Below are 15,164 nucleotides of genomic sequence, written 5' to 3' on the forward strand. Positions count from 1 at the left end.
CCGCCCAAGCTCAAGCCCCCTGTTTCTTCCCCATCTCCCCGAACAGCATCCGCTGCACATCGGAAATCCTCGACCACCCGTCCCCCTTGGCCCCGGCACGCGGATGCACCATGGGCGCATACCCCAGGTTCGCCGCCTGCCTCAGCCGCACGTCGTGCCCCGTGACGGGCCTGATCTGCCCGTTCAGGTCCACCTCGCCCCAGAAGACCGCGCCTTCGGGCAACGGCCTGTCGTAGAGCGACGACAGGATGGCCGCGACGATGCCCAGGTCCAGGCCCGGGTCCTTCATGCGCAGCCCGCCCCCGACCTTGGCGTAGACGTCGACCTGCCCAAGGTTGACCTGCAGGCGCTTCTCCATGACGGCGATGAGCAGGTGCAGGCGGTTGGAGTCGAAGCCCAGGGCCGTGCGCCGCGGGAAGGCCAGGAAGGTCCGCGTGACCAGGGCCTGCACCTCGACCACGAAGGGGCGCTGGGATTCCATGGACATGACCAGGGCCGTGCCCGAGAGGGCCGTGTCCCGGGCCTGCAGAAAGAAGGTCGAGGGGTCCTCGATGACGCTCATGCCCTGCTCCTTCATCTCGAAGAGCAGGATCTCGTTGGACGGTCCGAAGCGGTTCTTGACCACGCGCAGGATGCGGAAAAGATGCTCCTTGTCACCCTCCAGGTAGAGGACGGTGTCGACCATGTGCTCCAGGAGCTTGGGCCCTGCGATTTGCCCGTCCTTGGTCACGTGGCCCACCAGGATGACGGTCACGCCGGTCTGCTTGGCCCGCTCCACCAGGGCCGTGGCCACGGCCCGGACCTGGCTGACGGAGCCGGGCAGCCCCTCGGCCTTGGACGAGACCATGGTCTGGACCGAATCCACCACCACCAGGGCCGGCCGGTCCTCCATGCAGGCCAGGATGTCCTCGGCCTGGTTGGAGGCCATGGCCGTGAGCCGGCCGCCAAGCATGCCGAGGCGCTCGGCCCGGCTGCGGATCTGGGACAGGGACTCCTCGCCCGAGACGTAGATCACGGCCTTGCCGGAGTTCTCCATGGCCGAGGCGACCTGCAGGAGCAGCGTGGACTTGCCGATGCCCGGCTCCCCGCCCACGAGGATGACGCCGCCGGGCACGAAGCCGCTGCCCAGGACCGGGTCCAGGCCCGAAAGGTGGGTGCTGATGCGGTCTTCCTGGAACTGCGGCATGTCTCGCAAGTCCACGGGCCGGTTGGCGGCCGGCGCTTCTCCCCGGCCGGACTGAATCTGGGCCGGTTCGAGGGTGTTCCAGGCCCTGCACTGGGGGCACTGCCCCTGCCAGCGCGGGCTCTGGGCCTTGCAGGCCGAACAGACGTAGGCGGTTCTGGTCTTCATGGGCAATAAAAAAGGCAGGCCGGGGCCTGCCTCGTGGGGTTCGGGTTGGTCGTCATTGCTGCGGCAGCGTCGACTGGATCACTTCCAGCCCGAACTCCTCCACCGACTCCGGCGCATGGAAGAAGACGGTCATGAAGGGCACCGAGGCCCCGGGCTGGATGTTGGTGTTGTTGGTCAGGATGCCGACCTTGGCCGTCAGGGCCGCCTCGATGTCGGCCTTGGAGGACACCTGCAGCTGATAGAGGGAAACCACGTTGCCGCACATGAACTCCTGGGCGGCCACTTCCTTGCCCTGGCTATCGAACAGGGAGGCCTTGAGGCGGATGAGTTCGCGGGCTTCGGGGAAGCGGTTCACGGCCTTGCCCTCGATGATGAAGAGCTGCCCTTCCTTCTCGTTGGGCACGAAGTACTGGCGGACGTTCTCCAGGGCGATCTGGGCCGCGCCTTCGCGCGGAGCGGCGCCCGAGGCGGCCGGGGGCGCAGGTGGCTCGGTGCCGAGGCCCAGCAAGGCAGGACGGAAGAAATATACTCCGGCGCCGACGCAGACCAGCAGCACGAGAAGCAGGCCGAGAATGAGTCCGGTTTTTCCGGACTTCCGACCCTTGGCTGCGGGAGCGTCCTCGTCGCGCAGGGGGTCGCGGTCGGAGGAACCGACGAGGGGCTGCTGGAAGGCCCCTTCGAGATCCGCCAGCATCTCCCTGTCCACGGGACGCGCGGGAGCGGCCTTGGACATCCGTTCCTCGAGCATGGCCGTCAGGTCGTCCTCGATGGTATCCCTTGCGGCGGGTTTGGGCGCGGTCCTGGCCTTTCCGGCATCGAGCAGCGCCTCAAGCTCGTCCTCCAGGGAATCGGCAGCGGAAGACTGCGGTGCGGGTCTGGGAGCGGGAGCGGACGGCGCATCCTTGAACATGTCGCCGAATTCGTCTTCGAGAAAGTCGTCGACCGCGGGTTTCGAGGCCGCAGCGGCAGGCGCGGCTTTGAACATGTCGTCGAACCCGTCGTCGGAAAAATCGTCGACATCGGGTTTCGGCGCGGCAGCGGCAGGCGCGGCCTTGAACATGTCGTCGAACCCGTCATCGGAAAAATCATCGACAGGGGGTTTGGGGGCGGGAGCGGCCGGAGCCTCCTGTACCGGGAGCAACGGTTCCACCGGTTCGGCAGACTTGGGGCGGAAAACGGTGAAAACGCTCTTGCAGCGCGCGCACCGGACCTTGGTGCCGTCATGGCCGATCTTGCTTTCGTCGAGATTGTATTTTGTCGTGCACTCGGGGCATTGAACGATCATGGCCTGTCCTTGCAAAAGGTCAATCTGGCTAAAGGACTACGCTTCGGAGAACTTGAGGTCGTAGATGCCGTCAAGTTCTCTGTATTGCTCGGCGTAGTCAAGCCCATAGCCGACGATGTAGCCTTTATCCAGAGGAAAACCTACGAAATCGACCCGGATGTCGACCTCGCGGCGCTCGGTCTTGTCGATCATGGCCGCGATGCTGATGGACTTCGGCCCCCTGGCCTCCAGGACCTTGGTCAGGAACTGCATGGAATGGCCCGTGTCGACGATGTCCTCGACGACGAGGACGTGCTTGTCCCTGATGTCGATCTCCATGTCCTTGGAAAAGACCATCTTGGACTTGCGCGAGGTCTGGTCCGCGTAGCTCGACAGGCGGACGAAATCCATGGTCGGATGGATGGTCAGGTTGCGCATCAGGTCCGTGAAGAAGGCGTAGGCGCCCTTGAGCACGCAGACGCAGACCACGGGCTCGTCGCCGTAATGCTCGGATATCTGGCGGCCGAGTTCGCGCGCGCGGGCCTCGATCTGGTTTCGGTCGAAAAGCTGGACGAATTTCATGAGCACTCCACTCTCTTACAATTCAATCATCATGGCCACTTCGTCGCATTCCGGGAACTGGGGGCACTTGAGGCAGTCGGCCCAGACCTTCTGGGGCAGAATGTCCTTGCTCACTTCCTTGAATCCCAGCTTCTGGAAAAAGGCGACCTGATAGGTCAAGGCGAAGACCTTGTAAACACCGAATGTCAGGGCGTCGCTGACGCAGAACTCCACCAGCCTGCGCCCCAGCCCCTGGCCCTGGGCGCTCTCGGCCACGACCAGGGATCGGACCTCGGCCAGGGCCTCCCAGGTGATGGTCAGGGCGCAGCAGCCCACGACCTCGCCCGTCTGCCTGTCCTCGGCGACGATGAAGTCGCGCAAATGGGAGTAGAGTTCCCCGAAGGAGCGCGGCAGAAGCAGACGCTTGTTGGCGCAGTCCATGAGCAGGCGGTGGATGGCTTTGACGTCGGCGATGGTCGCCTTTCTGAGTACGAATCTTTCCATGTTTGGTCCCGTGATGTCGATGTGATGTCAGCCCTGCCGGACCTCGGCGCACAGCTGCGTGGCCACCCGCACCGCGGCCACGGCGTCGTCGGCGTAGCCGTGGGCGCCGATCATGTCGGCGTAGGCGCGCGTGACCACGGCCCCGCCGACCATGACCCTGCAGGCGAGCCCCCGCTCGCGCACAAGGCGCACGGTGTCCTCCATGCGCACCATGGTCGTGGTCATGAGGGCCGAAAGGCCGATGACGGACGCGCCGTGCTCCGCGGCTGCGGCCACGATGTCGGCGGCGGCGACGTCCTTGCCCAGGTCCACGACGTTGTAGCCGAAGTTCCTGAGCATCAGGCAGACGATGTTCTTGCCGATGTCGTGGATGTCGCCCTCCACGGTGGCCATGACCACGGTGTCGCGGGCCTCCTCCCCTTCGCGCACAAGCAGGTGCCGGATGGAGTCGAAGCCCGTCTGCATGGTTTCGGCGCACAGCAGCAGCTGCGGCAGGAAATATTCCTTCCTCTCGTACTTTTCGCCGACCCTGGCAATGGCCGGGATCATCTCCCCGTCCACCAGGGCGAACGGGTCCGCGCCTTCGGCGATGCGCGCGGCCAGGAGATCGGCTATGCGGTCCTTCTGCCCCTTCATGACGGCCGTGAAGACCGGGCTGCCCTCCTCCTCGGCGGCCGCGGCCACGACGGGGCCGGCGGAGGCGCCAGGGGTCCAGCCGGAATAGGCGGCGATGAAGGACGAGGCCTGGCGGTCGCGGCCCAGCAGCACCTCGCCGGCGGCCAGGCTCTCGCGCAGGCGCGCCGTGTTGGGGTTCGCGATGAACGATGTCATGCCCGCGCCCATGGCCATGGCCAGGAAGGTGGAATTGATGAGGTCGCGGGCCGGCAGGCCGAAGGAAATGTTGGACAGGCCCATGGTCGAGCCCAGGCCCCAGCGCTCGCGGCAGTGGCGGATGACCTCCAGGCAGGCCTTGGCGGCCTCGGGCTTGGAGGACACGGTCAGGGCCAGGGCGTCGACCAGGATGAGGCGGCGCGGGATGCGCAGTTCCTCGGCCTTGGCGAGGAGTTCCTCGATGATGGTCAGACGCTCGGAGGCCGTTACGGGCAGCTTGCGGCCCTTGAGGGGCAGGAGGATGAAGGGCGCGCCGTAGTCGCGGCACAGGGGGCCGAGGGTCTCCATGCGATCGGCCTCGCCGCTGATGGAGTTGACCAGGGCCGAGCCGGGGTAGGCCTCCAGGGCGGCGCGGATGGCGTCGGGGTTGCTCGAATCCAGGCACAGGGGCGCGGCGTGGGCGCTGGTCAGGGCCCGCACGGCCAGGGGCAGCATGCGGGTCTCGTCGACCATCGGCGCACCGACGTTGACATCCAGAAGATCGGCGCCGGCGGCGATCTGCTCCTCGGCGAAGGTCAGGACCTGGCGGGTTTCAAGCCGCTGCAGCTGGGCCGCAAGCTCGGCCTTGCCCGTGGGGTTGATGCGCTCGCCGATGATGCGGCAGGGGCGGTCGAAACCGAAGTCCACGGCCCGCGAGCGCGAGGTGACCGTCAGGCAGGGCCGGTCATCGAAGGCAGGGCGCGCCACGGGCCGGTCACCGCACAGGGCGCACAGGGCTTTGATGTGCTCGGGCGTCGTGCCGCAGCACCCTCCCAGGCAGGCCACGCCGTCGGCCGCAAGGGTGGAGACCGTGACGGCGAAGGGGTCCGGGGGCAGGCGGAAGACCGTGGCGCCGTCGACCAGCTCGGGCAGGCCGGCGTTGGGTTCGATGAGTACGGGCGTGTCGCAGGACGCGAGGATGGCGCGCGCCACCAGGATGAGCTCCTCGGGGCCGGCGCTGCAGTTGGAGCCGATGAGGTCCACGCCCATGTTCTCCATGGTCCGGGCGAAGACCTCGGGGCTGGTGCCGGTCAGGCTGACCCCGCCCTCGAAGGTCATGCTGATGCCCACGGGCAGCCCGCAGACCTCGCGCGCGGCCACGACCACGGCGCGTGCCTCGGCCAGGTCGAACTGCGTTTCGCCCAGGATCAGGTCGACGCCGCCGGCCACGAGGCCGCGGATCTGCTCCTTGAAAATCTCGACGAGCCCTCGGAAGGTGATGTCGCCCAGGGGTTCGACCATCTTGCCCGTGGGGCCCACACTGCCGGCAACGAAGACGCCCTCGCCCACGGCTTGACGCGCGGCGCGGGCCATGGTCTCATTGACCTCGAAGACGTCGAGGCCCGCGGGAAGCTTGTGGCGGGTAGCGCCGAAGGTGTTGGTGGTCACGACGCGGGCGCCGGCCCGGGCGTACTCGCCGTGAATGGCGGACACAACCTCCGGGCGCGCCATGCCGAACTCCTCGGGGGATTGGCCGGGCTTGAGCCCCCGGCGTTGCAGCAGGCTGCCCATGCCTCCATCGAAGATCAGAACGTTTCCGTCCTTCAGGGAACGGCGAAAATCGCGCATTGTACACCTCGCGTCACGGCCGTGTCGGCGCCGGTTTGAACGAAGTGCCCTACTGAAAATCATTGAAAAGGACAAACAAAAACTCTATGATCGTATACTTTGAAATAGCGGAGTGATTCGGCGCACCCTCGTACTCGAAGCGTCCCACCGGATACCGATTTTTTCCTCATTTTCGGCCTCAGACGCCTAAGGATCGCCCCCAAGCGCACCATCATGAAGTTTAAGCAGCCACTCGAAGACGAAAACCTGGACGAGGAGTTCGAAGTGGAACCCGTCGAGATCATCGAAGACATCGGCGAGGACGACGGCTCCGATGACGACGGTCTCGAGGAGACGACCCCGCTGGCCGTGGGTCCGCTGGTGCTGGCCGCGCCCGCCCGGCGCGACGTGGCCACCCTCGACCCGCTGCACATCTATCTCCAGGAGATCAAGAAATTCCGGGCCCTGGAGCCCGACGAGGAATTCGACCTCGCGCGCCGCTACCGCGACGAGAAGGAGGAGCAGGCGGCCTTCATCCTCATCACCTCCAACCTGCGGCTGGTGGTCAAGATCGCCATGGACTTCCAGCGGCGCTGGATGAAGAACGTCCTGGACCTGATCCAGGAGGGCAACGTGGGGCTCATGAAGGCGGTCCAGAAGTTCGACCCCGACAAGGGCATCAAGTTCTCCTACTACGCGTCCTTCTGGATCAAGGCCTACATCCTCAAATTCATCATGGACAACTGGCGCATGGTCAAGATCGGCACGACCCAGGCCCAGCGCAAGCTGTTCTACAACCTGGGCAAGGAGCGCCAGCGCCTGCAGGCCCAGGGCTTCGACCCGAGCACCTCGACCCTGGCCGACAACCTGCAGGTCTCCGAGGCCGACATCGTGGAGATGGGCCAGCGCCTGGGCCAGCACGACGTGTCCCTGGACATGAAGATCGGCGACGATTCGAGCTTCACGCCCATGGACTTCATCCCCGCCCTGGAGGCCGGGATCGAGGAACGGATGGCCGCCGACGAGATCAGCGTGCTCATCCACGACAACATCGAGGCCATCCGGGACGGGTTGAGCGAGAAGGAGCTCGACATCCTGGAACAGCGCCTCCTGGCCGACACGCCCATCACCCTGCGCGAGATCGGCGACAAATACGGCATCACCCGGGAGCGCGTGCGCCAGATCGAGGCCAGGCTCCTGCAGAAGATCAAGAACCAGATGTCCAGCACCATCCAGGACTTTTCCGCCGAGTGGATCGAACATGAAGAATGAGATTCTACGCCGCATCAAGCAGGAGAGCGCCACGGTCACGCCCGAATCCCTGCCCAGCTTCTACACCGCCATGAGCGCCGAGCTGGCCTCCGCCAGGGACACCTTCTTCTCCCACCCCATGGTCCTGCGCTGCCGCGAAGACGTGCTGCCCTTCCTCAACGACGAGTTCGGGCACGGCATCGAGCATTCCAAGAAAGTGGCCATCGAGGCCTCCGCCCTCATCCTCGGCGAGGCCAAGACCCTGGGTTTCGACGCCGCCAGGCGCCTTGCCCTCATGGCCATGCTCTCGGGCCTGCTGCACGACACCTGCCGGCTGGAGGGCGAACACGCCTCGCGGGGCGCCGAGCTGTCCCTGATGATCCTGCGCGACTACCCACTGACGGACGACGAGAAGCAGATGATCGCCTCGGCCGTGCGCTGCCACGAGGCCTTTTCCCCGACAATGGATTTCGGCCACGCCGGGACCCAGTTCCTGGCCGACGCCCTCTACGACGCGGACAAGTTCCGTTGGGGGCCCGACAATTTCATGACCACCCTGTGGGAGATCTGCAACTACCAGGAATGGACCCTGCAGCAGATCCTGGACAAGTTCCCGGCCGGCCTCGAAATGGTCTCGGCGGTGCAGAACACGTTCCGAACCCCGGCGGGCAAGATCTACGGGCCGGAGTTCATCGAGCTCGGCCTGAGCATGGGCAGAAAAATCTATCTGATAATACAGTCATTTTGCCAGAAAAATGACTGTTCCGGACGCCTCGTTCCATGACCATCACCCCTGCCATACGATTTCTTCTTCCGGTCCTCCTGGCCGCGCTGCTCGGGTGCGCCGCCAGGCCGACTGCGCCGGACTCCCGGCGCCAGTCGCCGGACGCCTCCACCCCGGCGAACAGGCCGGCCCCGTCGGCCGAAGCCGAGGCCATCTACTCCTATCTGGCCGCGCGCGAACTGCTGCAGGAACAGAGGCCCGAGGAAGCCATCCAGGCCCTGGAAAAGGCCGTGGCCATCGAGCCGACCCCGGAACTCTACATCGACCTGGGCAACCTCTACTGGCGCTCGTCCCGCTTCGCCGACGCCCTGCTGCTCCTGCGCCAGGGCCTGGACAAATACCCCGAATCCGAACTTCTCCTCAGCACCCTGGCCAAGACCTACGCAGCCCAGGGCCGTTACGACGACGCGGTCATCGTCCTCGACGACTACCGCAAGAAGCACCCGGAACTCCTGGACCTCGTCCACGAGGCGGCCGTGTACCGCATGGAGCAGGGAAACTACGGGGAAGCCGTCGACCGCCTGTCGGCCATCCCCGAAGACCAGGCCACGCCGACCACGGACTTCCTCCTCGGCAAGGGGTATTTCGGCCTGGGGCTCTACGACAAGGCCATCGCCGCCTACCAGCAGTCCGTGGCCGCCGACCCCGAATACTACGACGCCTGGATCGAGATGGGCCTGACCTACGAAGCCCAGAAGGACTACGTCGACGCCGAGCGCGTCTTTTCGCAGCTCTTCGACGCCGGCATCGAGAACCAGCAGATCGTCTTCCGCCTGGTGGACCTGAACCTCAAGCTCAACAACCCTGACAAGTCCCTGGCCCTGGTCCAGCAGTTTGGCGACGACCTGCCCCTGACCCTGGAGGCTGCCAACCTGTTCCTGAACCTGTCCTTCTACGACCACGCGGCCCAGCTCCTGGACCCGCTGGCGCAGCAGACGCCCATTCCCGAGAACGCGCTCTTCTACCTGGCCATCCTCGAATACGAGGGACGGGACAACCCCGAGCAGGCCATGAAGTATCTGCAGGCCATCCCGGTCAACCACCCGCACCACGAGCGCAGCCTGATCTTCCGCATCCACCTCCTCTACCACGGTGGGGACAAGGACGGCGCCAGGCAGCTCTGCCAGACGGCCATCGGCATCTTCCCCAAGCAGCCGGAATTCCGCATCGTCATGGCCGAACTCCACGAGAGGGAGAACGAGTTCGAGCAGGCTCTGGACGTGCTGCGCCTGGCCGCCGGACAATGGCCCGAAAACATGACCATCCTCTACCGCACGGGCCTCATCCACGACCGCCTGGGAGACCGGGAGCAGGCCATGGCCATCATGGAACGGGTCATCGCCAAGGACCCGGAGCACGCCGACGCCCTGAACTTTCTGGGCTACAGCCTGGCCGAGCAGGAACGGGATCTGGACCGGGCCCTGCTGCTCGTGCAGGGCGCCCTGAAGGTCAAGCCGGACAACGGCTATTTCGTCGATTCCCTGGCCTGGGTCTACTTCAAGCAGAACAAGCTGCGCCTGGCCTGGGCTGAAATCAAACGCGCCGTGGAACTCGTGGACTCGGATCCGGTCATCTGGGAGCACTACGGGGACATCGCGCGTGCGCTGAACTACACGGCAGAGGCCCGCAAGGGCTACTCCCGCTCCCTGGATCTGGACGGGGAGAACGCCGAGGCCGTACGCGCCAAACTGAATGAAATCGGCCGGACACGATGAAACCCACGAGAATGACGAAAATACTTCCCCTCCTTCTGGCCGCCCTGCTCCTTTCCGCCCTGATCGGCTGCGCGCCGCAGATCCCGGTCCGCGACACCGAGGCCGTGTCCCGCGTCTGGTCCGTCCTGCGGCCCCTCACCTCGGAGACCGACCGCGTCACGGCCCGCTTCTCCCTGCAGATCGAAACCCCGCAGCGCAACGGCAGGCTGGTCGGCCAGCTCTGGGGCTACGCCGCGAGCCTCGTGCGGCTGGATCTCGCCTCCGGCACCGGCGCCTCCGTGGCCATGATCCGCGAGACTCCGGAACTCTGGCTGGCCTACATCCCCTCGGAGAACAAGGCCTACCATCACCCCAGCGCCCAGGCCGGGCTCAGGCTCTTCGAGATTCCCGTGCCCTTCAACGCCAAACAGATCGGCAGCCTCCTGACCGGCGACCTGGCTCCGGTCCTCGGCGGCGAGTACTCCGGCGTGCAGGGCACCCGTGACGGCCGCATCAGCTTCTCTTTTTCCGAGGGGGCGGTGACCCGCATGGTCGCCTCCGAGGACCTGCAGACCCTCGAACTCACGGGCCGCGGCGGCTGGACCCTGACCTGCGAGAAGCCCTACGCCTCGCCGGCCTTCCCCGACCGCCAGCTCTACGACAGGTACACCTTTTCTTCCCCCAGGGACGGCAAGGCCGTGCTCCGGGTCAAATCCCTGGAGCCCGGAGGAGACTGGCGCTCCTCGGACCTGGACCTTGCCCTGCCCCAGGATGTGCAATGGATGCGCATCACGACCAAACCCCAGTACAACTGATCAACCATCGGAGGGAGTGCATGCTCGCAGATATCGTCAAACCCGTCACCACCGGATTCAAGCTCCTGTTCAGCGAAACCAAATGGGTCTTCATCAGGGGCTTCCGGCGTTGGGAAATCCGCCAGATGGAGAAGCGCCTGGCCGAGGAATATCAGAACCTGGGCAAGAGCTTCGCCGAGAGCCAGGCCAAGGGCGAGGTCTTCGACCCCAAGACCAGCGACAACGATCTGACCCTGAAGCAGGTCGCCTTCCTGCGCGAGGAACTGGCGCACCTGGAGAAGGACCTGGAAGCGACCCGGGCGGAATACGTCAGGGGCCGCACCGGCGAGGGCAAGTAGCATGCGCACCATCGTCTTCGGTTCCGACCACGCCGGCTTCGGCCTCAAGAACATCCTCATGGAACACCTGAAGGACCGCTGCCAGGCCGTGGACGTCGGCACCCACTCCCTCGACAGCTGCGACTACCCGCTCATCGCGGGCAGTCTGGCCCGCGAGGTCCTGAACCGCCAGGCCATGGGCATTCTCATCTGCGGCTCGGGCATCGGCGTGTCCATGGCCGCCAACCGCTTCTCCGGCATCCGCGCCGCCCTGTGCGCCAACGAGTACATGGCGCGCATGAGCCGCATGCACAACGACGCCAACGTCCTGTGCATGGGCGAGCGCATCATCGGCGTGGATCTGGCCAAGGCCATCGCCGACGCCTTCCTGGCCACCGGGTTCGAAGGCGGCCGGCACCAGCGCCGCGTCGACCTCATCGACTCGCCGCATCAACCATAACCGCCTCCTTTTTCGAGAATATCACGGGAAACACCATGACCACCAACGCTTCACAGATCGATCTCAAGTCCGTCAACGTCATCAAGGGCCTGATCATGGACACGGTCCGCGCGTCCAACTCCGGCCACCCCGGCGGGGCAATGTCTTCGGCGGATTACGCATACGTCCTTTTCAAGGAATTCCTCAATTTCGACCCCAAGGACGCCAAGTGGTTCAACCGCGACCGCTTCGTCCTCTCGGCCGGCCACGAGTCCGCCCTGCTCTACGCCCTGCTGACCCTGCGCGGCATCCTGACCGTCGATGACCTCAAAGCCTTCCGCCAGTTCGGCAGCAAGACGCCGGGGCACCCCGAGCACGACATGACCGACGGCGTCGAGGCCACCACCGGCCCCCTGGGCCAGGGCTTCGCCATGGCCGGCGGCATGGCCGTGGCCGAGACCTTCCTGCGCTCCTACCTCGACGCCGAGACCGCCGGGCACCACACCTACGTCCTGGTCTCCGACGGCGACGTGCAGGAGCCCATCTTCCTCGGCAGCGCCGCCCTCTTCGGCCAGTGGGGCCTGGGCAAGCTCATCGCCTACTACGACAGCAACAAGATCCAGCTGGCCGGGCCCACCTGCCGCGTGGACAACGTAGACTACAAGGCCCTGTTCGAGAGCATGCACTGGCAGGTCATCGAGATCGACGGGCATGACCACGAGGCCATCCGCCAGGCCATCCTGGCCGGCCAGGCCGAGACGACCAAGCCGACCATCATCATCGGCCACACGACCATGGCCAAGGGCTGCGCCACCCTCGAAGGCAGCGAGTCCACCCACGGCTCGCCCCTGCCCGAGGCCGAGATCAAGGCCACAAAGGCCAAGCTCGGCCTGCCGGACGAAGAATTCCATCTGCCCCAGGACGTGCTCGACCACTTCCGGTCCCGCTTCGCCGCCCTGTCCGCCGGCCGCGCCGCCTGGGACAAGACCCTGGCCGCCAAGCTGGCCGACCCGGCCTTCGCCGACAAATGGAAGAACGCCACGCAGCCCGTGTGCGAACGCAGCCTGACCTGGCCCGAGTTCGAAACCGGCGCCAGCGTGGCCACGCGCAAGGCCTTCGGCGCCAGCCTGAACGCCATGATGGAGCAGCTTCCGACCCTCATGGGCGGCTCGGCCGACCTCGACCCGTCCAACCAGACCGAGAAGTTCCGCGTCACCGCCGGCATCTTCAACGCCACCACCAACCCCACGGGCCGCAACCTCTGCTTCGGCGTGCGCGAGTTCCCCATGGGCGCCATTCTGAACGGCCTGGCCCTGCACGGCGGCATCGTTCCCTTCGGCGCAACCTTCCTGGTCTTCTCGGACTACGAGAGAAACGCCATCCGCATGTCGGCCCTGCAGCACCTGCCGGTCCTGCACGTCTTCACCCACGACTCCTTCTTCGTCGGCGAGGACGGCCCGACCCACCAGCCCATCGAGCACGTCAGCTCCCTGCGCCTGATCCCGAACCTCCTGGTCCTGCGCCCGGCCGACGCCCGCGAGAGCACGGCCTGCATGGCCGTGGCCCTGAAGCAGAAATCGCGCCCGTCGGTGCTCGTCTACACCCGCCAGGGCCTGCCGGTCCTCGACCTGCCCCAGCCCCTGGAGGCGCACGTGGCCAAGGGCGCCTACGTGGTGCGCGACCCCGAGGGCGCCGCCCCCGAAACCCTCCTGCTGGCCTCGGGCTCCGAGGTGCATCTGGCCGTGGAGGCCGCCAAGGCCCTGCCGGAGATGAAGATCCGCGTGGTCTCGGTGCCGAGCATGGAGCTCTTCGACGAGCAGAGCGCCGAGTACAGGGAATCCGTCATGCCCCGCTCCGTGACGCGCCGCGTGGCCATCGAGGCCGGCCGTTCGGACATCTGGTACAAGTACGTGGGCCTGGACGGAAAGGTCTGGGGCATCGACCACTTCGGCGCCTCGGCCCCGGCGGGCGTGCTGAAGGAGAAATACGGTTTCACGGCCGCGAACCTCATAGCGTTCATCAAGGGCGAGTGATGTCCGGAGGAATGATGGAAGCACCGCAACGCAACCTGGCCATGGACCTGGTCCGGGTCACGGAAGCCGCGGCCCTGGCCTCGGCCCGCTGGCTCGGCAAGGGCGCCAAGAACGAGGGCGACGGCGCGGCCGTGGACGCCATGCGCCTGTCCTTCAACACCCTGGACATCGACGGCCGCATCGTCATCGGCGAGGGCGAGAAGGACGAAGCCCCCATGCTCTACAACGGCGAGCGCGTCGGCACGGGCCGGGGCGCGGCCGTGGACGTGGCCGTGGACCCGGTGGAGGGCACCAACCTCCTGGCCTACGGCCGCCCCAACGCCATCGCCGTGGTCGGCCTGGCTCCGGCCGGGACCATGTTCGATCCGGGCCCGAGCTATTACATGAAGAAGCTCGTGGTCCCGGCCCCGGCCAAGGGCGTGGTCGACATGGACGCGCCCGTGGCCCACAATCTGGAGGCCGCGGCCAAGGCTCTCGGCAAGAAGGTCGAGGATCTGGTCATCTTTGTCCTCGACAAGCCCCGCCACAAGGACCTCATCGCCCAGATCCGCGCCGCCGGGGCACGCATCCAGCTGCACACCGACGGCGACGTGGCCGGGGCGCTCATGGCCGTGGACCCGTCATCCAACGTGGACATGATGTTCGGCACCGGCGGCACGCCCGAAGGGGTGCTGGCGGCCTGCGCCATCAAGGCCCTGGGCGGCGAGATCCTGGCCAAGTTCGACCCGCAGTCCGAGGAGGAGAAGAAGAACGTCCTGGACTTCGGCCTGGATCTGAACATGATCCTGACCACGGACACCCTCATCCGCGACGACAACGTCTTCTTCGCGGCCACGGGCATCTCCGGCGGCACGTTCCTTGGCGGCGTCAGCTACACCGGCACCGGCGCCACCACGCACTCCCTGGTCCTGCGCGGCAAGACCGGCACCATCCGGCGCATCACCTCCACCCACCAGTGGGACAAGCTGATGCGCTTCTCGGCCATCAAGTACTGAAAAAACGGGACTCCGCAGAAAAGACAACGCCTCCGGCCGGTATCGGCAGGAGGCGTTTTTTCGTGGGCCGCGCTTCTCGCCCGAGAAGGCTTGGCCAGTAGGGGCGAGAGCGTCAGACCCTGAACCTGCAGATGCCGATCTTCGTCGCTGGCTTCTCCACGAATCTGCTTTTGAAAATCAGCTCGTTCTCGCGGTAGAACCGCAGCACGGAATCGACCTTCTCTTCGGCTTCCCGACGGTCGATCCTGCCCTTGTAGGTCCGCATGACCAGATCCACACCCATGTCGCGGGTGATCCTGTTGTAGAGAAAAAGCATGGCCGCGGTGCCTTCCGCGCCGAAGAATTTCGTGGGCGCGAAAGCGCCCTTCTTGCTTTCGAGCACGACGCCGTCATCGTAGGGCGTCGATATGACGAAATTTTTGCCGATGATGACGACATCATTCTCGACAAACACCTTGTCGGCAAAAGCCACCCCGCAGCTCAGCAGGAACGAGGCGACGAAAAGCGCGAACACGAACCGGTACCTGCGAACATTCGACATTCCAGACACGAACTTCATAACGACTCCTTGCAGGCGCTCCTGCCGGCGGACAAAGAGTCCACCTTTTCCGGACAAACATCCCACTCCGCCATGCTGACCGCCAATCGGCCGGGCATGTGCGCCCAGGCCAATATGCTCTTTTCCTTGAGAAAAGATATACGCAGTACATGCCGAAACCGTCACGGCGGCTGCGTACC

The 15,164-nt window shown here is 65.6% G+C and carries 14 protein-coding genes; 8 read left to right on the forward strand and 6 right to left on the reverse strand.

Annotated elements, in window-relative coordinates; genetic code table 11:
• Positions 1 to 10: 10 nt before the first annotated feature.
• The 5 genes from radA to ACZ5AC_RS08465 are packed head-to-tail and all read right to left on the reverse strand — an operon-like array spanning position 11 to position 6,119.
• Complete coding sequence (gene radA, locus ACZ5AC_RS08445) at positions 11 to 1,351, reverse strand: DNA repair protein RadA (protein ID WP_464250503.1); 1,341 nt, start codon at positions 1,349 to 1,351, stop codon at positions 11 to 13.
• 52 nt (positions 1,352 to 1,403) lie between these two features.
• Entirely contained in the window at positions 1,404 to 2,636 is a 1,233-nt protein-coding gene (locus tag ACZ5AC_RS08450; RefSeq protein WP_464250504.1) for a DUF3426 domain-containing protein, read from the reverse strand.
• A 36-nt stretch (positions 2,637 to 2,672) separates the two neighbouring features.
• A complete protein-coding gene (gene hpt / locus ACZ5AC_RS08455; protein WP_464250505.1) occupies positions 2,673 to 3,197 on the reverse strand; it encodes a hypoxanthine phosphoribosyltransferase in 525 nt (174 codons plus the stop codon).
• A 15-nt stretch (positions 3,198 to 3,212) separates the two neighbouring features.
• The gene (locus ACZ5AC_RS08460; protein WP_464250506.1) at positions 3,213 to 3,680 is read right to left on the reverse strand and encodes an N-acetyltransferase; all 468 of its coding nucleotides are present in this window, start codon (positions 3,678 to 3,680) and stop codon (positions 3,213 to 3,215) included.
• Between the two features lie 27 nt (positions 3,681 to 3,707).
• Positions 3,708 to 6,119 (reverse strand): homocysteine S-methyltransferase family protein, encoded by a 2,412-nt coding sequence (locus ACZ5AC_RS08465; protein WP_464250507.1) that lies wholly within the window; start codon positions 6,117 to 6,119, stop codon positions 3,708 to 3,710.
• A gap of 213 nt (positions 6,120 to 6,332) precedes the next feature.
• On the opposite strand from ACZ5AC_RS08465, the gene ACZ5AC_RS08470 reads away from it, so the two are divergent.
• The 8 genes from ACZ5AC_RS08470 to glpX are packed head-to-tail and all read left to right on the forward strand — an operon-like array spanning position 6,333 to position 14,426.
• Positions 6,333 to 7,370 carry a sigma-70 family RNA polymerase sigma factor gene (locus tag ACZ5AC_RS08470; protein WP_464250508.1) on the forward strand — a complete coding sequence of 346 codons (1,038 nt, stop codon included), beginning with the start codon at positions 6,333 to 6,335 and terminating at the stop codon, positions 7,368 to 7,370.
• The gene (locus tag ACZ5AC_RS08475) at positions 7,360 to 8,133 is read left to right on the forward strand and encodes an HD domain-containing protein (protein ID WP_464250509.1); all 774 of its coding nucleotides are present in this window, start codon (positions 7,360 to 7,362) and stop codon (positions 8,131 to 8,133) included. The genes ACZ5AC_RS08470 and ACZ5AC_RS08475 overlap by 11 nt, the downstream gene beginning before the upstream one ends.
• The gene (locus ACZ5AC_RS08480) at positions 8,130 to 9,848 is read left to right on the forward strand and encodes a tetratricopeptide repeat protein (protein WP_464250510.1); all 1,719 of its coding nucleotides are present in this window, start codon (positions 8,130 to 8,132) and stop codon (positions 9,846 to 9,848) included. The genes ACZ5AC_RS08475 and ACZ5AC_RS08480 overlap by 4 nt, the downstream gene beginning before the upstream one ends.
• Positions 9,849 to 9,859: 11 nt before the next feature.
• Positions 9,860 to 10,642, forward strand: coding sequence for a hypothetical protein (locus ACZ5AC_RS08485; RefSeq protein ID WP_464250511.1), 783 nt, complete (start codon positions 9,860 to 9,862; stop codon positions 10,640 to 10,642).
• A gap of 20 nt (positions 10,643 to 10,662) precedes the next feature.
• Entirely contained in the window at positions 10,663 to 10,980 is a 318-nt protein-coding gene (locus ACZ5AC_RS08490; RefSeq protein ID WP_464250512.1) for a hypothetical protein, read from the forward strand.
• A 1-nt stretch (position 10,981) separates the two neighbouring features.
• On the forward strand, positions 10,982 to 11,419 hold the full coding sequence (rpiB, locus tag ACZ5AC_RS08495) for a ribose 5-phosphate isomerase B (RefSeq protein ID WP_464250513.1): 438 nt from the start codon (positions 10,982 to 10,984) through the stop codon (positions 11,417 to 11,419).
• Positions 11,420 to 11,454: 35 nt separating this feature from the next.
• Positions 11,455 to 13,431 (forward strand): transketolase, encoded by a 1,977-nt coding sequence (gene tkt / locus ACZ5AC_RS08500; RefSeq protein ID WP_464250514.1) that lies wholly within the window; start codon positions 11,455 to 11,457, stop codon positions 13,429 to 13,431.
• Between the two features lie 14 nt (positions 13,432 to 13,445).
• Entirely contained in the window at positions 13,446 to 14,426 is a 981-nt protein-coding gene (glpX, locus tag ACZ5AC_RS08505; RefSeq protein ID WP_464250515.1) for a class II fructose-bisphosphatase, read from the forward strand.
• Positions 14,427 to 14,538: 112 nt separating this feature from the next.
• Here the strand turns inward: glpX and ACZ5AC_RS08510 are convergent, their stop codons facing one another.
• Positions 14,539 to 14,985, reverse strand: a complete 447-nt coding sequence (locus ACZ5AC_RS08510) for a hypothetical protein (RefSeq protein WP_464250516.1) — start codon at positions 14,983 to 14,985, stop codon at positions 14,539 to 14,541.
• Positions 14,986 to 15,164 lie beyond the last annotated feature (179 nt).

The organism is Desulfomicrobium aestuarii (assembly GCF_055385525.1).